A 21,889-nucleotide genomic window follows, 5' to 3' on the forward strand; every position below is an offset into this window, starting at 1 on the left:
CCCCCAGCCCTTCCTTGATCGGGTGCAGCGCGAACCAGGCCACGAAGGCGACGCTGAGGATCCACATGAGGACCCCCGGGTCCTTCCATTTGCCCTGCGCGGTCTTGATCAGCGTGTAGCTGATGACACCTGCCGCAACGCCCGCCGTGATCGAGTACGTGAACGGCATGATCACGATCGTCAGGAAGGCCGGGACCGAGGACGACAGGTCCTCCCAGTCGATGTGCCGCACCTGCGTGATCATCATCGACCCGATGACCACCAGCGCCGCGGCCGCGACCTGGCTCGGCACCATGCCCGCGATCGGCGTGAAGAACAGCATCAGGCCGAACAGGCCGCCGACGACCACGCTCGACAGACCGGTGCGCGCGCCGTCGCCAACACCCGTTGCGGACTCGACGAACACCGTCTGCCCGGACGAACCGGTCACACCGCCGATGACGCCGCCCGCGCCGTCCACAGCCAGGGCCTTGTTGAGGCCCGGCATGCGGCCCTTCTCGTCCACCAGCTTCGCTTCCGAGCCGATGCCGATGATCGTCGCCATCGCGTCGAAGAAGCCCGCGAAGACCAGCGTGAACACCAGCACGGACGCGGTGATCGCCCCGGCCTCGCCGAACCCGCCGAACACGCTGACGTCGCCGATCAGCGAGAAGTCGGGCGTCTCGACGACACTGTCCGGGAACTCCGGTACGCCGAGCCCCCACGCCTTCGCCGGGACGTCCACCACCGCGTTCACGATCATCGCCACGACCGTGCCGATGACCAGCCCGATCAGGATCGCCCCGCGGATCCGCCGGGCCATCAGCATGAAGATGGCCAGCAGCGTGACCGCGAAGACCACCACCGGCCAGCCCTTGAGCTCGCCGGCCGGGCCGAGCACGACCGGCCCGCCGCCCGGTGCCGCGTTCTCCTGCACGAAGCCCGCGTTCACCATGCCGATCATGGCGACGAACAGGCCGATGCCGATGGTGATGGCGTGTTTCACCGACATCGGGATGGCGTTCATGATCGTTTCCCGGAGGCCCGAGAAGACCATGATCATGATGATCGCGCCGTAGATGACGCACAGGCCCATCGCCTGCGGCCAGGTCATCTCCGCGATGACCGCGGTGCCCAGGACGCCCGACACGCTCAGCCCCGCGGCGAGCGCCAGCGGCGCGTTGCCGACGACGCCCATGAGCACCGTGGTGATCAGCGCGGCCAGCGCGGTCACCGCGGTGACCTGGCCCGGGTCGAGCTTGTTGTCCAGGACGTCGGCGCCGCTCAACATGATCGGGTTGAGCAGCAGGATGTACGCCATGGCCATGAACGTGGTCACACCGCCGCGGAACTCCCGGCCGATGCTGCTGCCACGCGCACTGATCTTGAAATAGGTGTCCAGGAACGTGCCGTCGCCGGTCGGCGCCGACCCGGCTCCGCCGGAACCGGGTTCTCTGGGGCCCTGCTCTGAGTCCGAGTGCACAGATATCTGCGTCATGGACCACTCCCAAGTGTCTGAGGTGTTGTTGGGGTGGTGCTGGAATCCCGGCCCCGCGCGAGCATGCCAAAGCCGGGGCATGCGCGCGCGAGGCGGGGGTGTGCGTTCGGGGGCGCGTTTCGGCCACGTGTAGTCGTGCACGTGGTACTGCGTGACGGGCGGAAGCGGTCGGCCTCAGGTCCCGGTGCGGCGTTCCGGGCGTACCGGAACTCGGTCGAGGGGTGTGGGTGTCACGAAGGGCGCGGGGCCGCCTTGCGTGCGGCGGCGAGGCGTACCGCGTCCATGATCTTCTCGTAGCCGGTGCAGCGGCACAGGTTGCCGGACAGCGCCTCGCGGATCTCCGCGTCGCTCGGCTGCGCCTGCCGTTCCAACAGGTCGTGTGTTTGTACGAGCAGGCCCGGCGTGCAGAAGCCGCACTGCACGGCGCCCGCGTCGACGAACGCCTGCTGCACCGGGTCGAGCGTGTCGCCGTCGGCCAGGCCCTCGACCGTGCGGACCTCGCGGCCCTGCACCTGGCCGGCCGCCACGAGGCAGGCGCATACCGGGTCGCCGTCGAGGTAGACCGTACAGCTTCCGCATTCGCCCTGCTCACAGGCGTTTTTGGAGCCGGGCAGACCGACGCGCTCACGCAGCACATACAGCAGGCTCTCGCCCTCCCAGACGTCGTCGGCCTCGGTCCGGCGGCCGTTCACGGTGAAAGTGACCTTCATGCGGCTGCCCTCCCGGCTGCGCGGTAGTCGTTCCAGGTCCAGGCGAGCGTGCGGCGGGCCATCACCGACAGCGCGTGGCGGCGGTACGCGGCCGAGCCGCGCACGTCGTCGATCGGCGACGCGGCCTCGGCCACCAGCTCGCCGAACCGCTTGGCGGTCGCCGCGGCCAGCTCGGCGCGGGACGCCCACAGGCCCGAGTCGGCCAGCTCCGCGGCGATGAACTCCTCGGCGGCGGTGGCCCGGCGCGGGGTCGGGGCGGCCGAGCCGATGCCCGTGCGTACCGCCGCGCTCTCCGGGTGCAGCGCGATGCCGAACGAGCAGACCGCGATCACCATCGCGTTGCGCGTGCCGATCTTGGAGAACTGCTGCGGGGCGGTCGCGGACGGGATGTGCACGGCGAGGATCAGTTCGTCCGGCTCCAGCGCGTTGCGCTTGACCCCGAGGTAGAAGTCGTCGATCGGGATCATGCGGGAGCCGCGCGCGGCGGACGCCACCTCGACCCGGCAGTCGGACGCGAGCAGCGCCGGATGCGAGTCGCCGGCGGGCGACGCGGCCCCCAGGTTGCCGCCGACGCTGCCGCGGTTGCGGATCTGCGGCGAGCCGACCGTGTGCGCGGCCAGCGACAGGCCCGGCATGCGGTCGGTGAGGTGGTCGATGATCCGGGTGTACGGCACGGAGGCACCCAGGCGGACCACCTCGTCGGCACCGACCTCCCACGTGTGCAGCTCGGGGATCCGGTTGAGGTCGATCAGCGCGTCCGGACGTTGCCGGTCGAAGTTCAGCTCGACCATGACGTCCGTGCCGCCGGCGATGGGTACCGCGGACGGGTACTCGGCTTTCGCGGCGAGCGCCTCGTCCCACGTCGCGGGGCGCAGGAACTCCATAACGGGGGTCTCCTCCTGTTGTGCCTGGGGTGCTGCTCGTTCGCGGGAGGGGGCGCCGTGCCGTGCGCTGCTCCTGGCTTGCGGTGTGACCCAGTACACACAGCCCCGACGCCATCGCAGTAGCCACGGAAACCATGAAGCGTCGGCCTCGGACCCCCGCTTGTTCTCGTAGGTTCATCTAATCGTTGACCGGCGGGCGCCCCCGGTATGACAGGACACGCAGACCCGGACGCGTGGACGTGGGAGATCATGGTCGGGAAAGAAGCGGTGGGAGGCGAGGACGTGCGGCTGCGGGCACTGCTCGACGCGGGGGTTCCGGGGATCCGGCTCCTCACGGGCGAGGACGAGCTCGACCGCGGCGTACGCGGCGTGATGACGACCGACCTCAACGACCCGAGCCGGTACCTCTCCGGGGGCGAACTGGTGCTGACGGGCATGTTGTGGCGGTCCGAGCCCGCGGACTCCGAGCAATTCGTACGAGTGCTGGTGAGCGCTGGCGCGGCGGGACTCGCGGCCGGGATCACCGAGGTCGGGCCGGTCCCGGCGGACCTGGTCGAAGCGTGCGAGCGGCACCGGCTGCCGCTGTTCATGGTGGACGAGGAGATGTCGTTCGCCCGGCTCACCGAGTTCGTGGTGCGCCGGGTCTCCACCGAGCGGGCGAGTGACCTGACCGCGGTCGTCGACCGGCACCGCCGCCTGGTCCAGGCGGCCACGGGCGGGGCGGGGCTGGACGGGATCCTCGGCCTGGTCGCGGCCGACATCGACATCCGGTGCTGGGTGCTGTCGCTGACGGGACGGCAGGTCGCGGCGGGGGCCGATCCGCTGTCGGTCGATCTGCGGACGGCGTTGGCGCGGGCCCATCTGGCGGCGCGGGCGCGTCGGGCGCGGCCGCCTTATCGGGAGCGTACGGCGGGGCGGGTGTTCTCGTTGCTGCCGATCGAGCGGGGTGAGGCGGAGTGGGGTCGCGTCGAGCGGGGGCGCGGTGAACCTGGTGGGCGGGGCGTCTGGAGCGAATGGTCGCTCGTGGTCGAGGAGGACGTTGCCGAATGGCCCGAGCAGCGCCGGGGCCTGCTGGACGAACTGGCCCGGTTGGTCGCGGTCGAGGCCGATCGGGTCGAGGACAACCGCCGCCTGGGCCGGCGCCTCGCCGAAGACGTCCTCGGACTGCTGAACGCGGGGGCCGATCCGGGGGAGATCGCCGCCCGGCTGAGGGTGGCGGAACCGGAGTCGGCGGAGCCGGTGACCTGGCAGGTGGTGGCGGCGGGGGTTGCGGTGCCGGGGGATTCGTCGTCCGCGGGGGCGGCTCGTACCGGGAGTTCGGGGGCTCCCGGGGAGTCGCCGTCCGGGCCGTCGGCTTCTGCGGCTTCGGGGCGTGGGGCGTTGCGTGCCGGGGGTTCGGATGCGCCGACTTCCGGTTCACCCGGGACGCCTTCCGGCACCTCCGGGGCGAACACCGCCGGGCGGATGGCGCGCACGCTTCTTGAGGAGGCTTTGGCGGATCTGCCGACCGAGTCCTTGGTGGCGGCGATCGGGTATGGGGCGGTGGCGCTGGTTCCGGGGCGGGGGCCGGGGCCGGCGGCGGGGCAGGGCGGTTCCGGTTCCCCGGACGACGTCGCCGCCGAACTCCGGGCCCGACTGGCCGGATTGGAGGGTGCGGCGGGCGAGGGCATCCGCCTCAGCCTCGGCGTGAGCGCCCCGGTGGCCCGCGCCGACGCGTTGCGCGGGGCACTGGAGGAGGCCTGGCACGCCGCGCGCATAGCGGAGGGTCGCCCGGGATCGTTCGAGGTCGTCGGGCACAGCGAATTGGCCTCGCACGTACTGGTGTTGGCGGCGGCGCCGGAGAGCGTCCGGCGAGGGTTCCGGGACCGGCTGCTGAGCCCGCTCATCGCATACGACGCCCGGCACCAGGCGGACCTGGTCACCACGCTGGAGGCGTTCCTCGACTGCGACGGATCCTGGACGCGGTGCGCCGCGCGCCTCCACGTACACGTCAACACCCTGCGCTACCGCATCGGCCGCATCGAGGAGTTGACCCAGCGGGACCTGTCGCGGCTGGAGGACAAGGTCGACTTCTTCCTGGCCCTGAAGCTTCGCTGAGATTCGCGCACGTGTCACCAAAACCAACCGTCAACGCCTGTTGACCTGCCTGGATCGGGTGGATTCACTGCGGAACACCCCGGCATGCACGTATCGGTGCGCTCAATTCGCTTCGCGAGAGGGGATACGCATGCCAGTCAGAACGACGCGGGCGCTCGTCTCGGCCACGGCCGCGGCGGCGCTCACCGGGGGGATGTTCGCGGCCGCACCGTCGGCGGCGGCAGCGGCCACGGGGACGTACGCCTGCTCGGTCCCGGGCGGCGGAACCACAAGTGTGACGCCGGAGTTCGACCGCGTGGGGTCCATTTTGTACGTGACCTTCGACCCTGTAATCGGCGGGCAGCCCCAGTTGGGCGCCCTTGACCTGACGGTCGGTATGCCGCCGCAGACGTACACGCTCTACAACACCCTGCTCGAACCGAACGTGTTCACCGGCCCGGCGCCAATCCTCAACTCGGCACCGACCGGCATGACGCTGGAACTGCCCCACACCGGGGTCGTCGTGCCGTGCACCGTGGTGTCGAGCGGCCCGGGCTGGCCGGTGTAGGACGCGGTGGTCGCGGCGAGGGGGCGGCGGCGGTCGCCTCCCGCCGGGACACCGTGCCGTGCGTGTCGCGTTCCCGCGGCCTGCGGACTCGTGGACCCCGACTCGGCGCGACTCGTCCATCGGTCCATTCCGCTGCACGACACAGCGAAGGTGTGGGGGCGGCCCGATGGCCCGTCCCCACACCTTCGCTGTCTGTTGTCTGTTGCCTGTTTGTCGGGTTCGCCGGGCTACGCCTGGTTGAAGAACCCGTCGTGGTTGTTGCTGCCCGGGTCACCGGTCAGCAGTGCGACGTCGCCGGGCAGCAGGAGGAACACCCGCTTGGCGAGACGCTCTATCGTGCCCCGACGGCCGAACGTGAGGCCGGAGGCGAAGTCGACCACGCGCTTGGCATCCGACTCGTCCATCGCCGTCAGGTCGATGATGACCGGGATGTCCTGGCGGAAGTACTCGCCTATTGCGCGGGCTTCGTGGTAGCTCTTCGGGTGTACGACCGAGATCCGCGAGGTCGGCTTGGTGAGTTCGGCTGCCGCCGCCGCGCGGGCGGCGAAGATCTCCGAGGCGGGAACCACGCTGCCCTCCAGGGGGCGCGAGCGATCCTCCGGCTCGTCGTCGTAGACCCAGCCGGCGTCCACGTCGTCGTCCTCGTCGTAGGAGCCTGTGTCGTACGCGCCCCTGCCGGTGCGGTACATATCGTCGTCCTCGTCCCCCGAACCGAGCCCGAGCCAGGAGCCGGCCTTGCGCAATGCGCCCATGGGCACCTCCCTCTCCGCTCGTCCCGGCCCCGTCCGGGCTATCTCTTTGTCCTCCACTCGACCGCACTGTATGCCAGCACCCGCCCCGTTGGGCCGTGCGACGCGCGCGCTTGGTGGACATTTGTCGACCTGGGACACTCCTGGGACGTTCCGGGGCCGCGAGAGCCCTTCATCGTCCCGCAACGCCCCGGCCGGATCCAGCGGGATTTCCCTCACTCCGGCGGCCCCGCTCAGGCCGATCGGGCCGCCGTCAGCCTGTCGTCGCGCCCATATGCAGACGAACCGCATCAGCCCAACAGCGGAAGGCTCGACGCCGGGTCGGCCGCCGGGCCCTCAAGCGTCCAGGTACGAGATCACCGCGTGTCCTGCCTCCGCCGCAGCCTCGAAGTACGCGCGGAGGCCGACCAGCTCTTCTGCGACCGTCCCGACCAACCCCAGGTCCCAGTCGTCCCCGAAGAACGGCGCCATGTTCCGTTCCACGACATGACGACGTATCTGCTCGCGACGGTCGAGAGCCCACTGGCCCAGTGGCGCCTGCGTCAGGAACTCGGCGGCTTGCTGCACTTGGGCCGGGTCGAGGGAGAACAGTTCGACCCCCACGAAGCCGAACATCGGGTCCTCGGCACCCTCCCGGAGCAAGGTGCCGCCGAACAGCGGAAGGCTCGACGCCGGGTCGTCCGGCGCCGCCGTGGTCAGCACGAGATGCATCAGTGAGCACTCGGCCTGGACGCTGTGCGACGGCCGGCTTTCGTCCAAGTCCCGCGCCCGGAACAGGTCCCACAGTTCCTGGGGCGACTTGGACTCCGGCCAGTCGCCGGGAACGCGCTGCCAGTTGTACTCGACGCCCACCGGGTGGCCCTTCACGTGGATACGGCAGATAGCGGGCGGCGGGCCACGACCAGAGTCGTCAGCGCGATGGCGGCACCGAGCGCGTCCAGGGTCTTGGCAATCTTGGCACGAAGCACGGGGACCTCTTCCTCGGCGGTACTCCCGCCGATCAGATAGGGAGGCAGGGCCCGGCGATCGTCTCCCCGCCCGGTTCCACCCGGGTTCCACCCCGGGTCCCACACGGTTCCACCGTGGTCGGACGCCCGGCGACACACCACTACTGCGAACGCGTGGATGCCGACCGAAGACTGGTGCGCCGAATCCGGGATCCACATGCGGCCTCGCGCGTACCCGCTTAGCGTGGAAGGCACGCCCGCGCGGCGGGCCCGCAAAACCGCACGTGCCGGTGTCGGCGTTGGAGGAGGCATGCAGATGGGCGAGCTCGGTCCGGTCGACGCGATCGTGTTGGGATTCCCGGGCCAGCGGCTGACCCGCTCCGTACTCGACGCCGTCGACGAGGTCGAGGCCCGGGGCGACGTCCGGGTCATCGACATGCTCATCGTCGTCAAGGACGTGCACGGCGAGATCACGCACCACGAGATCAGCGAGTACGACGACCTCCGCGACATGGCCGCCGAAGTCGCGGCCCGCCGCATGCTCGGCCTCGCGGGGGAGAGCGACGCCGAGCAGATCGGGCTGATCATGCCGCCCGACTCGCTGGTCGTCGTCGTCTTCGTCGAGAACGTCTGGGCGCGCGAGGTCGCGGTACGGATCCGGGAGGCGGGCGGGCGGCTCCTGTCGTACACCCGACTGCCGCAGGCGACGCTGGACGCGATGGAGGACCAGATCGAGACGGCGGCCGCGTACGGCGACACATCCGACGACTGACACGCGCAGCGCAGTCGGCGCCCGCAAGCCCCTCGTCTTCTCTCGTTCGCGTTCATCCCCCTCGCCCGCGTGTTCCTCGCCCCTGCGTCCCGCGCCCCCTCAGGACCTCATCCCGCCTTGCGCGTCGAGGCCAACTTCGCGAACACCACCACGTTCGCCTCGTACCCTCCCTGCGCCCCCTTCTTGAACGTGCCCCCACACGTGATGAGCCGCAATTGCGCCTCACCCGTATCGGCATACACGCGGTCGCTCGGGAAGCTCTTCTTCTCGAACACCTCAACCGACTCGATGCGGAACGTCGCGACCATCCCGTCAGTCCGCACAACGTCCGCAGTGTCGCCGGGACGCAGCGCGCCAAGGCCGTAGAACGCGGCAGGCCCGGACTTCGTGTCCACATGCGCGACGACGACCGCCGTCCCCACCGACCCCGGGGTGGCGGCGTCCTTGTACCAGCCCGCCAGGTTGCGGTTGTTCGGGTCGGGGACCGCCAGTTCCCCGGACGGTTCGAGGCCGAGGGCCACGAACGGAGCATCCACCCCGATCTTGGGGATCACCACACGCGTAGGCGGTGACGACCCCAGCGGTACGACCACCCCCGGCTGCCCCGCCACCGGCGAACCCTGCCCCGCCTGAGGTCGAACAGCCGGTTGTACGCCCGGAGTTGTGCCGTCGACCCCCACCGACCCAGCGTGCGAGCGTGCCGCCGAGGCAGGTGGAGCAGGCGGACCGCCATCCCCATCGGACACCGCCCGATATACGAGCACGCCCCCCGCAAACACCGCCAGTACAGCGGCGAGCGCCAGGAGACGGAACGGCCATTTGGGTGAACGTCCAGTCTCCGCCGCGGCGTTGGACACCAGGTCCTCCCACTCCTCCAGGATCGGCACGTGCGGGACGGCGACGGCAGCGTCCCGCCCCGTACGACAGCGACCAAGGCGTCGTACGGGGCGGGACAGCCGGATCAGTTCCGGCCACTACTGCCGGGGTGTCGGACCCGAAGAGGGCCCGAGCCACGACCGCCCGTCAGGCGGTGTGACGACCCGTGCTGCGGCGGCGCATCGCGTACACGCCGAGCGCGCCACCGGCGATCAGCAGCGCACCGCCGCCGGCCAGGCCCGCGGCGCTGATGCCGCTCTGCGTACCGCCGCCACCGGCCTTGACGCCGCCGTTCGGCTTGACCGTCGACGGGGTGGTGGTCGCGGTGCCGCCGGTCACCATGAAGGTGCCGGACGCGGTCTTGCCGTTGCCGCAGGTGAGCTTCACGGCATACGAGCCGGCGGCCACGTTCGCGACGGTGCCGGTTCCGACCATGGTCTCGGTGCCCTTGGACAGGGTGATCGTCCCAAAGGCCTCGGACGTGGCACTGGCCGCCGTCCCGGCGCAGAGGTTCCCGTCGTTGACGGTGATCGAGGTGCCCGGCGTACCGGAGCCGGGGAACACCTCGGCACCCTGGGCGTGGGCGGCAGTGGGGGCGATGGCGAGCAGGGCTATCGCGGAGGAAGCGCCAAGGACGTAAGTGCGTGCACGACGCATGACTGGGTTTCCTTTCGGCTGCCACGGCGGTTGCGATCGTCGGTGACCGCACTGGACCCCGTGGGACCTCACTCATCATCAGCAGACTTTTGTGGCAATGCATTTCGAAACACCGCAAATGCCACTAGGCACACAAATCACACCCGCATGTGGTATGCGCAACGCCGACACGCCCGGCACCGGCTCCGAGGGACCAGGGGAGAGCCCAGGTACTGAAGGGGAGTCGGGGCACAGCGCGAGGCCCCGCCGAACGACCCGGCACCCAGCGAACTCCCATCCCAGGCTGCCGAGCCCACCGCACGAAGACGTCCGCCAAACCGCCCGACAGCGTTCACACAGACGGAGCAGGGGAGATCGATGCGAGACCAGTCAGACCGCTGACTGATCCGGACGCGAAGGAGTCCGGGAGGGTCATCTGCTCGACCGGCGTTGGTGCGGGGGCGCCTTGGGCTGGTCGATGGACGCGACGCCACTTGGCTTGGGCCGCCAGTGGCGAGGAGGGATGTGACCTTGCTGGGGGCTGTCGAGCGCGGGCGGAGTGCGGACGAGAGAGAACGTCCACACCGAGGAGTCCGGGCGGGTGGGTGACCGTCGCCGCTTCCCGATCGGCCCCGGTGGGGCGGAGGTGGGAGTGCGGGTGGCGAGGCCCCGCTGGGCGCGACGAAGTCGCGCAGAAACGACCGAAGGCGACCCGGTCCGCGCTTTTGCGGACGTGGGTCGCCTTCGACTTCGGGTGCGCCGCCAGGGACTCGAACCCCGGACCCGCTGATTAAGAGTCAGCTGCTCTAACCAACTGAGCTAGCGGCGCTTGCTGCGTGAAAAATAGTACCCGATGTCGGAGTGTGCTCGACACCGGATAAATGCGCGTCACCGAGGGCTGGTGCACGCGGGTGAGAGCGTACGGCGGCCGGGGTCGGGGGCGTGTGCGGAGCGGGGGCATGTCCCGGGGACGGTTGCCGGCGGAGCCTGATGCCTGAGCTCTGATGAGTGCGTGGCAGCGGCCGTGAAGGCCGGTGGGGGACGCCTACTGCTGGGGCCCGCGAGTTGTCGCGTACTGGGCGCGGGTTGGGGGCTCCGGTCGGCGGATGGCGTCGGCTCGGGAGGACACGTTTTTGGACGGGTTGTGGGTGTCAGTGTGTGCCGTTGCTCGCGCTGCCTTGGGGACGATTGACATCGGGCGCTCGCCCGCGTAGATCTGACGGGTAATCAGATCCAGGTGAATCACAGGTGAGGAGTGCGCCGATGACCGGCTTGGCGGAGGATTTCGCGGCGAAGGCCGGGGCGGCGGTCGTGGTCGGTGCCAGCGGCGGACTCGGCGCGTCGATCGCACGCATGCTCGCCGAGCGGGGCAGTGACCTGGTCCTGACCTACCGCAGCAACGCGGGGGCGGCCGAGGAGATCGCGGACGAGGCGCGGGCCAAGCACGGGCGGCGGGCCAAGGCGTACCGCGCGGACCTCACGGACGCGCCCGGGGTGGCCGCGGTGCTGGACGAGGCGGCCGCGGAGTTCGGCGGCATTCACACGGTCGTGTATGCGTCCGGCCCGCACGTGCCGATGATCCACCTCAGCCGCGTCTCGCCGGAGCAGTTCCGCAACCAGATCGACAACGACGCGGTGGCGTTCTTCAACCTGGTGCACCCCGCGCTCCCGCACCTGCGCGCCGGGAACGGCAGCATCGTCGCGGTCACCACCGCGGCCACCAAGCGGTACCCGATCCGGGACGGCCTCTCGTCCGCGCCCAAGGGCGCCGTCGAGCAGGTCGCCTGGGCGCTGGCGGCGGAGGAGGGCCGGTTCGGCGTACGCGTGAACTGCGTCGGCCCCGGCATGCTCACCGACGGCATGGCGGCCGAGCTCATCGGCAACGGTGACCTCGACGAACGCGCGCTCGACGTGGCCCGCAACAACATCCCGCTGCGCCGCTTCGGCATCGCGGCCGACATCGCCGAGGCCGTGTGCTTCCTGGCATCTGACCGGGCGGGATTCATCAGCGGGCAGAAGCTCGACGTAGACGGCGGCTACGGCGTCTGAGCGGCTACGGCGTCTGAGCGGCCACGGCGTCCGACGCTTTCGCCGAGGCCGCGAGGTGCCCGCCGCGCCCCGATGGTTCGAACCGGCGAGACGGCCTGACCGTGTGCCACAACCGTTCGACGTCGCAGAGCCACGCGCCCTTGAGAGCTGACTACACCTGAGCGGAAGCTTGCCGCGCGCCTCGGGCGCAAGCCAGCACTGTCGTGGCCGTCGCGTCAATGAAGAGCACGTACGACCAAGCGCGGTCTGCCGTCTGGATGAGGCCGAGGCGCACGGCCTCGTCGCCCGCACGTTCGAGGATCGAGACGGTCTCGGCGAGGCCGAGTGTCGCAAGCCCGCGCTTCCGGGTGTGCCGGAGCCGCCTTCGGTAGGTGTGGCAGTGCCGGTCGGCAGGAACGAGGCCGTCGTAGACCTCGAAGCCGCCCCCGGACACCAGAGCATCGCGCGCGGGCCCGCAGGCCGGCGTCTGCGCGGCGTGTTCGGCGAGCAGCGCGGCCAGGTCATCGCGTGTCATGTGCCATCCGCGTCATGTGCCAACCTTGCCGGGGCGCCGTGCGGCGGGCGAGCCAAAAAGCGACCAGGTGCCGGTCAGTCTTCTTGCGTTGGGCGTACGGCGTAGTCGCCCAGGGCGTGGGTTAGTTGGGTGAAGGCTGCTTCGGCGGCCGGGGCCACTGCCTTGGCGATGGCCTCCGCCGACTCGCCTGCGACGCTGCGGCGTTGGAGTTCCTGGAACAGGGCGCGGTGCACGCCGCCGATTTGCGCCGCGGCCAGGTGTGGGGTGAGGTCGTCGGACGCCGCCTCGGCGTTCCCGCCGTCGCGGTCCGCGAGACCCGCCCGGGCCTCGTCGGCCAGTACCTGCGCCAGCGCCTGCTCCCTCTTCTCGTGCAACTCGCGCAGCCGTGCCACGAGCACCGGGCTGTCCGCGACCATGCGCGCGAACGCCTGACCACTGAAGCCCAGCACGGGGTTGCACGTCGCCAGGGACTCGCGGAACGCGCCGTGCAGCGCGGCCACCGCCGACTGCCCGGGCGCCCGCGCCGCGACGGTTTCGGCCAGGCTCGCGACGAACGCGTCCGCGTGGTCGAGCGCCAGGTCCTCCTTGCGGGGGAAGTAGTTCGTCACCGTCATCTTGGCCACGCGCGCGGCGTTCGCGATGTCGGCGATCGTCGTCGCGTCGAAGCCGCGCTCGATGAACAGGCGCGTCGCGTGGTCGGAGATCGCCTGTCGCGTCTCCATCTTCTTCTGGGCGCGCAGGCCGACCGGCTCTGTCGTGGTCATGGCCGCATCCTCTCATAGGTCGGGCATGTATTTGGATCTGACCTATTTTTGTGCTTGACAGTATGTAGATCTCGGCCTAATTTTATGTCCGACCTACTGATCAGGGCAGAGGAGCCGCGTTGACCGTTCGTACCCCCGCACCGTCGATCGCCGTCGCGACCACCGACTCCGTCGCCGACTACCTCAAGCGCATCGGACGCACGCCGCTGCTCGACGCCGAGCGCGAGGTCGCGTTGGCGCGCCAGATTGAGGCCGGGCTGTACGCGCAGGAGCGCCTAGACACCGACCACGCCCTCGACGCCGCCGCCCGCGCCGACCTGGAATGGCTCGCGGCAGCCGGGCGTACGGTCAAGCAGCACATGATCGAGGCCAACCTGCGTCTCGTCGTCTCCGTCGCAAAGCGCTACGCCGCCACGGGAGTTCCACTCCCCGACCTGATCCAGGAGGGCAACTGCGGGCTGATCCGCGCGGTCGAGAAGTTCGATCACGAACGCGGGTTCAAGTTCTCGACGTACGCGATGTGGTGGATCAAGCAGGCGGTTCAGCGTGCGGTGGACGAGACTTCGCGCACCATCCGCGTGCCCGCGCACATGGCCGAGTTGATCGCCAAGGTCGACCGAACGAGCCGCCGCCTCGAACGCGATCTCGGCCGCGCCCCCACCGCAGCCGAGATCGGCGCCGAACTGGACCTGACCGCCGAGAAGGTGACGCGGGTTCAGGGGTACGACCGGCGCCCCGTCTCGCTGCACACGCCCATCGGCAGCGAGGGCGACGGCGAGCTGGGCGACATCATCGAGGACACCGTCTCGACCCCGGTTGCGGATCAGGTCGCGGACGCCGGGCTCCGCGCCGAACTCGACCGCGTTCTCGCCGATCTGACGGAACGTGAGGCCGAGGTCGTCACCCTGCGGTTCGGTCTGGCCGGCGACGGTGAGCCCCGGACGTTCGAGGAGATAGGCCGTCACTTCGGGCTGACGCGAGAGCGGATCCGGCAGATCGAGGTCAAGGCGATGGCCAAGCTCCGCCGCGAGTCGAGGGCGTCCGTCCTGCGCGACTACCTCGGCTGAAGCGAGGCGGTACGCCGGCTGAGGGCCGCGGTACGCCGACCGAGCCCACCCGTCCCGCGCAATCGCCTTCGAACCGCCCCGACGCCGCATCACCACGAGTCGTCCGGTGCGTATTGTGCTGACTGTGTCGCCGCCGTGTGGGCGGACGACGGCCAGGGATCATCGGCGGGGGCCACCGGCGGGACCATCCGCAGGGACCACCAGCAGGACCATTTGCAGGGCAACGACAGGAGTGTGGCGGTGCGACGCGAACACCTGGACGGCTACCTGGCCTTGCTCGGCGTCGAACGCCCCGAGGGCCCGCCCGACGCGGCGCTGCTCGCCGACCTTCAGGAACGGCACCTGCGGAGCGTCCCGTTCGAGAACCTCGACATCCATCTCGGCCGACCGATCAACCTGGTCGAGGACGAACTCGTCGCCAAGGTCGTCGAGCGCCGCCGCGGCGGGTTCTGCTACGAACTCAACGGGGCTTTCGGCGCCCTGCTCAAGGCACTCGGGTACGACGTCGCCCAGCTCGCCGCCCGCGTCTTCGTGGCGGGCGGGCCGGAGGTCGGAATCCCGTACGACCACATGACGTTGCGCGTCCAACTGGACGAACCCTGGCTGGCGGACGTCGGGTTCGGACGCTTTGCCCGGCGCCCGCTGCGGTTCGACGTACGGGACGAACAGGCGGACCCAGACGGCGTGTTCCGCATCGCCGACGGCCCGGACGGGGACCTCGACGTGCACGGAGGCGGCGGCCCGGAGTTCCGCATCGAGACCCGCCCCCGCGAACTCGCCGACTTCACGGCCGGGGCGTGGTGGCACCAGACCTCGCCGCTCTCGCACTTCACCCGCGGTCCGGTCTGTACGCGCATGACGCCGGACGGAGGACGCATCACCCTCGCGGGCCGGAGGGGCGGCACGAGGAGGAACTGCCCGACGACGCGGCCGTTCTTGCGGCGTACCGCGATCACTTCGGCATCGTGTTGAATCGCGTGCCCGACAAGACCCCGCCTGTCACCGGGTGAGCCGGGCGGCCCCCGTTTGCGCCCCCGACCACCCGCCAGATCGCCCGGTGGTCGGCAGCTCTCGCCGCATCAGCCCTTCAGGCTGGGCGGGACAGCCGAAGCCCCGCTGGGCGGCCACCCGTTCGAGCCTCCGGAACCGGAAGGACCGTAAGGACCACCAGGACCCTTGGGGCCAGTCGAACCACCGGGCATCGGAGGAAATACCCCAAGGTCCTCGGTCACACCTGCCGGGGGCGGCGTGAGGTCCACGGGCCGGCCCCAATCCGAGTACGTGACAGTGGACTTCACGAGGATCGGCTTGGACAGCTTCATCGGCATGACCGACACCTGCTTCACCGGCAGGCCGTCCGGCCCGACCCACAGGTCCAGGGTCGAGCGGTCCATGCCCATCGCCTCGTAGATCTGACGGGTCTGTTCGCGCATCTGATCGGTCAGCTTGGCGTCCTCCAGCAGGCGTACCAGCGAGATCGTCCCGGCGTAGTGGGTGGTCTGGACACCGTCGACGACCTCTTTGCCCTGGACACGTATGTCCCCGGAGTTGATCAGCTTGTCCAGGTAGGCCAGCGGTCCTTCGTCCCGCGGTGCCTTCGGGTCCCCCATGCCCTGCGGCGCGGAGGTCGTCAGCTCCGGGAGGGTCGCCTTGGACCAGGACTTGTCCGGCGAAAACCCGGGCACGTTCGGATCGAGCTTCGAGTAGACGGTGTTGCCGATCATCAGACTCTCGGACGTCTGCTCCTGCGTGATGTGCGGAGCCCCGACCGCGGCAAAGGCGGCCGGGTACGTGGTCGTCACGATGCGTTGCGCGGAGTCGGAGACGCGCACCTGCTGCTGCATGACGCTGGCGAGTTCGCCGTCGTACTCCTGCACGGCTTTGCTCTTGTAGGTCTGTTGCCTGCCCACCTGGGAGCGCGCTGCCGCAACTTCGGCGACAAGGGCCGACATACCCGGCCTGTCATTCGCGGCCGCGGTTCCGCCGTCGGTGGCGGGGGCTTCGCCACCTGGCGCATTCGAGGCACCGGTCGCCCCGGGCGGCGTCGGATTCGCCGGGCTCGCCGCGTCGCCGCCGCCCTTCGACGCCTTGTCACCCGAAGCGCACGCGGACACGGAGGTTCCGAGCAGCACGGCGTACAGCACTGTGGTGAAGAGGTGCTTCCTGCGCATATCCGGTCCGCCTTCCGAGATGGATCGATCGGCAGCGCAAGCATGCCCCTTCGGCGCCGCGAGCGTTGGCGGACGTATCCCTCGCGGCGCTGAGCGGCCGACGCGAACCGTCCGCAATCCGGTCGGCGCGCTCCCGGACCGGTGTCGGGAATGGTGGGAGGATGCCTGGAAGTCCGTTTCGACGGAGGCAGCGGTTCGGTGCCTTTCGCGTCCCCGGAAGCGGAGGGGCCGACCAGGCTGACGGGATGAGGAGGTGCGCATGCGAGCCTGCATATCGGCTATATCGGTCATAACCGCGCACCGTGTCAGCGTCGTGATCTCGTACGCGCCGCTCAGCGTCTCGACAGGCGATCACCCCGGCGCGTCGTAGCCCCACAGCGCCGGCCGAACCGCGTCGCGCCCGGTCTCCGGGCCAAAGACGGCGTGTTTCTCTCCCCTCGCATGGCGCCGCGGACACACAGTGCGCCGACGCACAGCGCACAGGCCCGTCCCCGGACGCCCCTTGCCGTACCCCGCCTTTCGTCGCGTACGTGGAGCCCACACGGCCCGGGCTCCGGCGCGACTTCCGCACAGATCCGAGGAGTTTGTATGTCCGAGACCGGCATGCGCCGCCGTGCCGTGACGCCGCGGGCGGTGGTGACGTGGACCGCCGTGTCGGTGGTGGGCGCCGTCGCCTGGGGCGTGCTCGCCCTCGCGCGGGGCGAGGAGGTGTCGGCGGTCTGGCTGATCGTCGCGGCGCTCGCGTCGTACGCGATCGGCTACCGCTTCTACTCGCGGTTCATCGCCCGCCGCGTCCTCGTACTGGACGACACGCGTGCGACACCGGCCGAACGCCTGGAAGACGGCGTCGACTTCCAGCCCACCGACCGACGCGTGCTGCTGGGGCACCACTTCGCGGCGATCGCCGGTGCCGGGCCTCTGGTCGGGCCCGTACTCGCGGCGCAGATGGGGTACTTGCCCGGGACGATCTGGATCGTCGTGGGCGTGGTCGCCGCAGGAGCCGTGCAGGACATGGTGGTCCTGTTCCTGTCGATGCGCCGGGACGGCAAGAGTCTGGGCCAGATGGCCCGCGACGAGATCGGGCGGATCGGCGGATTCGCCGCGCTCATCGCGGTGTTCGTCATCATGATCATCCTGCTCGCGGTGCTGGGCCTCGTGGTCGTCAACGCGCTGGCCGATTCGCCCTGGGGCACCTTCTCGGTCGCGATGACGATCCCCATCGCCCTGTTCATGGGGATGTACCTGCGGTTCCTGCGTCCCGGGCAGGTCGTCGAGACCACCGTCATCGGCGTCACGCTGCTGCTGTTGGCGATCGTGGCGGGCGGCTGGGTGGAGAACTCCGGCCTCGCGGACGCCTTCACATGGAGCCCGAAGACCCTGGTCGTCTGCCTGGTCGCGTACGGCTTCGTGGCCTCGGTGCTGCCGGTCTGGCTGCTGCTCGCACCGCGCGACTACCTGTCCACCTTTATGAAGGTGGGAACGATCGCGCTGCTCGCGGTCGGGGTCCTCGTGTCCGCGCCGACGCTCCAGGCGGACGCCGTCAGCAAGTTCGCGGGTTCGGGCGAAGGACCGGTGTTCGCGGGGGCGTTGTTCCCCTTCCTGTTCATCACGATCGCCTGCGGCGCCCTGTCGGGGTTCCACGCGCTCGTCTCGTCCGGCACCACGCCGAAGCTGATCGAGAAGGAGTCGCAGGTCCGGCTCATCGGTTACGGCGCCATGCTGATGGAGTCGTTCGTGGCGGTGATGGCCATCGTCGCCGCGTCCGTCATCGACCCAGGGCTCTATTACGCGATGAACGCACCTGCGGGCGTGCTGGGTTCGACGGCGGAGAGTGCGTCCCAGGCGGTCGCCAACCTCGGGTTCACCATCACGCCCGAGCAACTGCGTTCCGCGGCACAGGCAGTGGAGGAGTCGAGCCTGATCGGACGTACGGGCGGAGCGCCCACGCTCGCGGTCGGGATGTCGGACATCTTCTCGTCGGTCTTCGGCGGCAACAGCCTGCGTGCGTTCTGGTACCACTTCGCGATCATGTTCGAGGCGCTGTTCATCCTGACCACGGTCGACGCCGGGACTCGCGTGGGCCGCTTCATGGTTCAGGACATGCTCGGAAACGTATGGAAGCCGCTGGGCCGGGTCACCTGGAAGCCGGGCATCTGGGCCACCAGCGCGCTCGTCGTGCTGGGTTGGGGCTACTTCCTGTACGCCGGAACGACCGACCCGCTCGGCGGGATCAACCAGCTCTTCCCGCTGTTCGGCATCGCCAACCAACTCCTGGCCGCCATTGCCCTCACGGTCGCGACGACCGTCCTGATCAAGCACGGCAAGGTGCGTTGGGCGTGGGTGACGGGCGTACCGCTGCTGTGGGACCTGGCGGTCACCTACACCGCGGGTTGGCAGAAGATCTTCTCGGGCGATCCCCGCGTCGGGTTCTTCGCGCAGCGCAGGCGCTATGCGGACGCCGTCGACGACGGCAAGGTCCTCGGCCCGGCCAAGAGCATTGACGAGATGCACACCGTGGTCCTCAACTGCACCGTGAACGGCGTCCTGACCGCCGTGTTCCTGACCCTGGTGGCCATCGTGGTGATCAGCGCGGCGGTTGTCTCGGTGCGGGCGATCCGCGCCGGTTCGCTGCCGACGACGGAGACGCCGTACGTCGAGTCGCGCATTCAACTGCCGGTTCCCGGCGCGCGAAAGCCCGAGACCGTTTCCGTGGGCGACGCGGACCGCGCATGACGGCCTTCGGACGGCGGCTCCGAAGGGGACGTCGACGCTGGTCCGGACGGCGACTCCGGACGGCCCTGCGCTGGTACCTGCACGAGATCTCCGGGACCGCCGCCTACGAACGGCACTGTGAATGGCATCGCCGCACGTACCCCGGCCAACCGGCCCCCACGCGTCGGGACTACGAGGCATGGCGGCGCCAGAAACGGGAGGAGAGCCCGGTTTGCCGCTGCTGCTGAGACGCGGACCGCGGTCCATCGTGAGACCGAGCGGGCCGCGGGAGCGGACGACACGGGCTGCGGAGTCGGCCGATATGCGGCCACGCCCGGGCGAATGACGCTCTAGAGTCGTCGACATGACTCGGCTCCAGCTCATGCGCGCGGAACACGGCTCGGCGGTGCGGGAATTCGAGCTGGCCAACCGGGCGTACTTCGCCGCCTCGATTCCGGACCGCGGCGACGAGTACTTCAAGGACTTCGACGTACGCCATGGCGTACTGCTCGCCGAACAGGACGCCGGCACGGTCTACTTCCACGTCATCCTCACCGCGGACGGCGAGGTCGTCGGCCGTGTGAACCTCATCGATGTGGCGGAGGGTTCCGCCGAGTTGGGCTACCGCATCGCCAAGCGGGCGGCGGGCCGCGGGCTGGCCACCGCGGCGGTGCGCACGGTCTGCGTTCGGGCCGGGGCGGCATACGGTCTGTCGACGCTGCGGGCCGTGACCACCCTCGACAACCACGCCTCGCTGGCGGTCCTCGGCCGCACCGGGTTCGAGGCGGTCGGCGAGGAGGAGGTCGACGGCCGCCCGGGCCTGCGGTTCGTGCGCGATCTGCGGGACGTACGGGAGTCTCGGGATCAGCCCGACGTGCGCGATGCTCCGTCCTTCCGGAAGTCCAAGCCCTGAACACGGACCCGAACGGTCTCCGACGCGCGTTGCCGTTCTCCGCCCTTGGGGTGGCGGGGAACGGCAACGCGCTTGTGGTCTGCAGGGGCTTCCGTCTACCGGAGCAGCAGGCTTGAGTCGCCGAATTCGTGCCACAGGTAGCGCTTTTCCAAGGCCGCCTCGTAGGCGCGGCCGACGACCTCCGGTCCCGCTACCGCCTCCAGGAGCAGCAAATGCGAGGCGTCCGGGGCGTGGAGGCCGCTGATGAGGCCGTCCACCGCGTACGCGGGCCGGTCCGGGCCGAGGACGAGTTCGGTCCAGCCCTCGCTCGGCAAGACGGTGCCGTCCGGGAGTGCGGCGCTTTCCAGAGCGCGGGTGGCCGTCGTGCCGACTGCTATCACCCGCCCGCCACCGCGCTTCGTCAATTCGACGAGCCGTGCGGTCTGTTCGGGGACGCGGTAGCGCTCCGGCAGCGGGGCTTCCCCGGCCTCCAGGGACGAGATGCCGGTGTGCAGGGTGACCGGGGCGACCACGACGCCGCGGGCGATCAGGTCGAGTACCAGGTCGTTGGTGAACGGTCGGGCGGCGCTGGGCATTTCGGCGCTGCCGGGCTCGCGGGCGAAGACGGTCTGGTAGTGCGCGAGGGGCCAACGTCCCCGCAGGTAGCCGTACGTGATGGGGCGTCCGTGCTCGTTGAGGTACGCCGGTACCGCTGCGTCCACGCGCACCTTCCACAGGCGGCTGCCGGTCTCGACGCACGGGTCCGGGTACGCCTCCTCGACCTTCATCGCCACGCCCGCGGGGAGCGCGACCACTTCGCCGGCGCGGCCGTCCGGGATCGGACCGCCGCCGTTCTCGGGCGGGCGCATCTCGACGAGCCAGCGACCGTCGTCCAGTTCGGTGGAGAAGTGCACGATCACGCCGCGTCCGTCCGCGCGCCGCGCGTCGACGGCGGCCGGGATGGTGGCGGACGTGTTGACGACCAGGAGGTCTCCGGGCCGGAGATGGCTGCCGAGGTCGCGAAACCGTGCGTGGCGCACCGCACTTCCGTGGGTGTCGGAGGCGCCGTGGTCCGGGCCCGCGCGGCCGTCGCTGACCAGCAGGCGTACCTCGTCGCGCGACAGGCCGCGGGCCTCGGGGGGCTCGGAGGCGTGGAGTTCGTCGGGCAGGGTGAACCGGGTGCGGGCGGTGGCCAAGTCGATCACGCTCATGACGACAGCTCCTCGACGGGTGTCGGTTCGGGGGTGGCAGGGGAGTCGGAGGTGGTGCCAGGCACGGTGACCGCGAAGTCGGCCGCGCGGTGGCGTCCGCTCTCCGGCCGCCGGTCGAGCAGCGCGAGCAGTGCGGGGACGACCGTGCCCGGCTCGGGCCGGTCCGAGATGTCCTCGCCCGGGAACGCGTCCTGGTGCATCACCGTGCGCATGTCGCCAGGGTCGACGGCGTAGAAGCGGATGCCGGGGTTCTCGGCGGCGAGGGTCCCGGTGAGATGGTCGAGCGCGGCCTTGGAGGCGCCGTAGCCGCCCCAACCGGGGTACGCCTCGACCGAGGCGTCCGACGTGATGTTGACGACGGTGCCCCGCGAGGCGTCGAGCTGCGGCAGCAGGGCCTGGATCAGCGCGAGCGGGGCGACCGTGTTGACACGGAAGACCTCCTCCAGGTCGGCCGCCGGGTACTCGGCGATCGGGGGGAGCGGGCTGATGCCGAGTGTTCCGGCGTTGTTGACCAGCAGGTCCAGGCCGCCGAGGCCGGCGATGGTACGGGCGAGCTCGCGGCGGTGCCCGGGGGCGGACACGTCGCCGGTGACGGTCACCACCGAGGTCTCGGTCCGCAGGTCGGCGGCGGCCCAGGCGAGCTCGTCGCCGCCGCGCGCCGTGACGACGAGGGTCCAGCCGCGCTCGGCGAGCCCGTGCGCGAGCGAGAGACCGAGTCCGCGGGAGGCGCCGGTGATGAGGGCGACGGGCATGAGGATCATCCCCATTTCCTGTGATGGTTCGTCAGTGGCCTTTTGCGCTCCCCATGCTGCAA

General features: G+C 70.2%; 21 protein-coding genes and 1 tRNA gene. 9 read left to right on the top strand and 13 right to left on the bottom strand.

What is annotated here, in order from left to right; translation table 11 throughout:
* The 3 genes from ACRX5S_RS26165 to ACRX5S_RS26175 all read right to left on the bottom strand — a co-directional run.
* The coding region (locus ACRX5S_RS26165) for an NCS2 family permease (RefSeq protein ID WP_436775537.1) at positions 1 to 1,477 on the bottom strand (1,477 nt) is incomplete at its 3' end.
* 230 nt (positions 1,478 to 1,707) lie between these two features.
* Positions 1,708 to 2,187, bottom strand: coding sequence for a (2Fe-2S)-binding protein (locus ACRX5S_RS26170; RefSeq protein ID WP_436775538.1), 480 nt, complete (start codon positions 2,185 to 2,187; stop codon positions 1,708 to 1,710).
* A complete protein-coding gene (locus ACRX5S_RS26175) occupies positions 2,184 to 3,071 on the bottom strand; it encodes an FAD binding domain-containing protein (RefSeq protein ID WP_436775539.1) in 888 nt (295 codons plus the stop codon). Before ACRX5S_RS26175 ends, ACRX5S_RS26170 begins: the two co-directional genes overlap by 4 nt.
* A gap of 207 nt (positions 3,072 to 3,278) precedes the next feature.
* Here ACRX5S_RS26175 and ACRX5S_RS26180 point away from each other — a divergent pair, with 207 nt between their 5' ends.
* Together ACRX5S_RS26180 and ACRX5S_RS26185 are read left to right on the top strand one after the other, a co-directional pair.
* Positions 3,279 to 5,168: a PucR family transcriptional regulator ligand-binding domain-containing protein gene (locus ACRX5S_RS26180; RefSeq protein WP_436775540.1), complete on the top strand. Its 1,890-nt coding sequence runs from the start codon at positions 3,279 to 3,281 to the stop codon at positions 5,166 to 5,168.
* 130 nt (positions 5,169 to 5,298) lie between these two features.
* Positions 5,299 to 5,715: a hypothetical protein gene (locus ACRX5S_RS26185; RefSeq protein ID WP_436775541.1), complete on the top strand. Its 417-nt coding sequence runs from the start codon at positions 5,299 to 5,301 to the stop codon at positions 5,713 to 5,715.
* A gap of 227 nt (positions 5,716 to 5,942) precedes the next feature.
* Here ACRX5S_RS26185 and ACRX5S_RS26190 read toward each other — a convergent pair whose 3' ends face one another.
* Positions 5,943 to 6,467 (bottom strand): cell division protein SepF, encoded by a 525-nt coding sequence (locus tag ACRX5S_RS26190; RefSeq protein ID WP_358363105.1) that lies wholly within the window; start codon positions 6,465 to 6,467, stop codon positions 5,943 to 5,945.
* Between the two features lie 333 nt (positions 6,468 to 6,800).
* On the bottom strand, positions 6,801 to 7,331 hold the full coding sequence (locus ACRX5S_RS26195; RefSeq protein ID WP_436775542.1) for a hypothetical protein: 531 nt from the start codon (positions 7,329 to 7,331) through the stop codon (positions 6,801 to 6,803).
* 396 nt (positions 7,332 to 7,727) lie between these two features.
* Between ACRX5S_RS26195 and ACRX5S_RS26200 the strand changes: the two genes are divergently transcribed.
* On the top strand, positions 7,728 to 8,183 hold the full coding sequence (locus tag ACRX5S_RS26200) for a DUF6325 family protein (RefSeq protein ID WP_436775543.1): 456 nt from the start codon (positions 7,728 to 7,730) through the stop codon (positions 8,181 to 8,183).
* Positions 8,184 to 8,290: 107 nt separating this feature from the next.
* On the opposite strand, the gene ACRX5S_RS26205 is transcribed toward ACRX5S_RS26200, so the two are convergent.
* From ACRX5S_RS26205 to ACRX5S_RS26215, 3 genes are all read right to left on the bottom strand, one after another.
* Positions 8,291 to 9,070 carry a class F sortase gene (locus ACRX5S_RS26205; protein WP_436775544.1) on the bottom strand — a complete coding sequence of 260 codons (780 nt, stop codon included), beginning with the start codon at positions 9,068 to 9,070 and terminating at the stop codon, positions 8,291 to 8,293.
* A gap of 136 nt (positions 9,071 to 9,206) precedes the next feature.
* A complete protein-coding gene (locus ACRX5S_RS26210; protein WP_436775545.1) occupies positions 9,207 to 9,716 on the bottom strand; it encodes a hypothetical protein in 510 nt (169 codons plus the stop codon).
* 734 nt (positions 9,717 to 10,450) lie between these two features.
* Positions 10,451 to 10,524 (bottom strand) — tRNA-Lys (locus ACRX5S_RS26215).
* A gap of 434 nt (positions 10,525 to 10,958) precedes the next feature.
* On the opposite strand from ACRX5S_RS26215, the gene ACRX5S_RS26220 reads away from it, so the two are divergent.
* Complete coding sequence (locus ACRX5S_RS26220; RefSeq protein ID WP_436775546.1) at positions 10,959 to 11,744, top strand: SDR family NAD(P)-dependent oxidoreductase; 786 nt, start codon at positions 10,959 to 10,961, stop codon at positions 11,742 to 11,744.
* Positions 11,745 to 11,895: 151 nt separating this feature from the next.
* Here ACRX5S_RS26220 and ACRX5S_RS26225 read toward each other — a convergent pair whose 3' ends face one another.
* Together ACRX5S_RS26225 and ACRX5S_RS26230 are read right to left on the bottom strand one after the other, a co-directional pair.
* Entirely contained in the window at positions 11,896 to 12,258 is a 363-nt protein-coding gene (locus ACRX5S_RS26225; protein ID WP_436775547.1) for a hypothetical protein, read from the bottom strand.
* A 74-nt stretch (positions 12,259 to 12,332) separates the two neighbouring features.
* Positions 12,333 to 13,022 (bottom strand): TetR/AcrR family transcriptional regulator, encoded by a 690-nt coding sequence (locus ACRX5S_RS26230; RefSeq protein ID WP_436775548.1) that lies wholly within the window; start codon positions 13,020 to 13,022, stop codon positions 12,333 to 12,335.
* Positions 13,023 to 13,141: 119 nt separating this feature from the next.
* Here ACRX5S_RS26230 and ACRX5S_RS26235 point away from each other — a divergent pair, with 119 nt between their 5' ends.
* Positions 13,142 to 14,089: a sigma-70 family RNA polymerase sigma factor gene (locus ACRX5S_RS26235; RefSeq protein WP_436775549.1), complete on the top strand. Its 948-nt coding sequence runs from the start codon at positions 13,142 to 13,144 to the stop codon at positions 14,087 to 14,089.
* Positions 14,090 to 14,329: 240 nt separating this feature from the next.
* Positions 14,330 to 15,061 (top strand): arylamine N-acetyltransferase family protein, encoded by a 732-nt coding sequence (locus ACRX5S_RS26240; RefSeq protein WP_436775550.1) that lies wholly within the window; start codon positions 14,330 to 14,332, stop codon positions 15,059 to 15,061.
* Positions 15,062 to 15,168: 107 nt separating this feature from the next.
* Here ACRX5S_RS26240 and ACRX5S_RS26245 read toward each other — a convergent pair whose 3' ends face one another.
* Entirely contained in the window at positions 15,169 to 16,260 is a 1,092-nt protein-coding gene (locus ACRX5S_RS26245; RefSeq protein ID WP_436775551.1) for a hypothetical protein, read from the bottom strand.
* A gap of 588 nt (positions 16,261 to 16,848) precedes the next feature.
* Between ACRX5S_RS26245 and ACRX5S_RS26250 the strand changes: the two genes are divergently transcribed.
* From ACRX5S_RS26250 to ACRX5S_RS26260, 3 genes are all read left to right on the top strand, one after another.
* On the top strand, positions 16,849 to 18,993 hold the full coding sequence (locus ACRX5S_RS26250) for a carbon starvation CstA family protein (RefSeq protein WP_436775552.1): 2,145 nt from the start codon (positions 16,849 to 16,851) through the stop codon (positions 18,991 to 18,993).
* Entirely contained in the window at positions 18,990 to 19,220 is a 231-nt protein-coding gene (locus ACRX5S_RS26255; protein ID WP_436775553.1) for a YbdD/YjiX family protein, read from the top strand. Before ACRX5S_RS26250 ends, ACRX5S_RS26255 begins: the two co-directional genes overlap by 4 nt.
* A gap of 116 nt (positions 19,221 to 19,336) precedes the next feature.
* Positions 19,337 to 19,885, top strand: a complete 549-nt coding sequence (locus ACRX5S_RS26260; RefSeq protein WP_436775554.1) for a GNAT family N-acetyltransferase — start codon at positions 19,337 to 19,339, stop codon at positions 19,883 to 19,885.
* Positions 19,886 to 19,980: 95 nt separating this feature from the next.
* On the opposite strand, the gene ACRX5S_RS26265 is transcribed toward ACRX5S_RS26260, so the two are convergent.
* Together ACRX5S_RS26265 and ACRX5S_RS26270 are read right to left on the bottom strand one after the other, a co-directional pair.
* On the bottom strand, positions 19,981 to 21,075 hold the full coding sequence (locus tag ACRX5S_RS26265; RefSeq protein ID WP_436775555.1) for an S-adenosylmethionine:tRNA ribosyltransferase-isomerase: 1,095 nt from the start codon (positions 21,073 to 21,075) through the stop codon (positions 19,981 to 19,983).
* The gene (locus ACRX5S_RS26270) at positions 21,072 to 21,827 is read right to left on the bottom strand and encodes an SDR family NAD(P)-dependent oxidoreductase (protein ID WP_436775619.1); all 756 of its coding nucleotides are present in this window, start codon (positions 21,825 to 21,827) and stop codon (positions 21,072 to 21,074) included. The genes ACRX5S_RS26265 and ACRX5S_RS26270 overlap by 4 nt, the downstream gene beginning before the upstream one ends.
* Between the last annotated feature and the right edge of the window lie 62 nt (positions 21,828 to 21,889).

This window comes from Yinghuangia sp. YIM S09857 (assembly GCF_051388915.1).
Taxonomy (GTDB): Bacteria; Actinomycetota; Actinomycetes; order Streptomycetales; family Streptomycetaceae; genus Yinghuangia.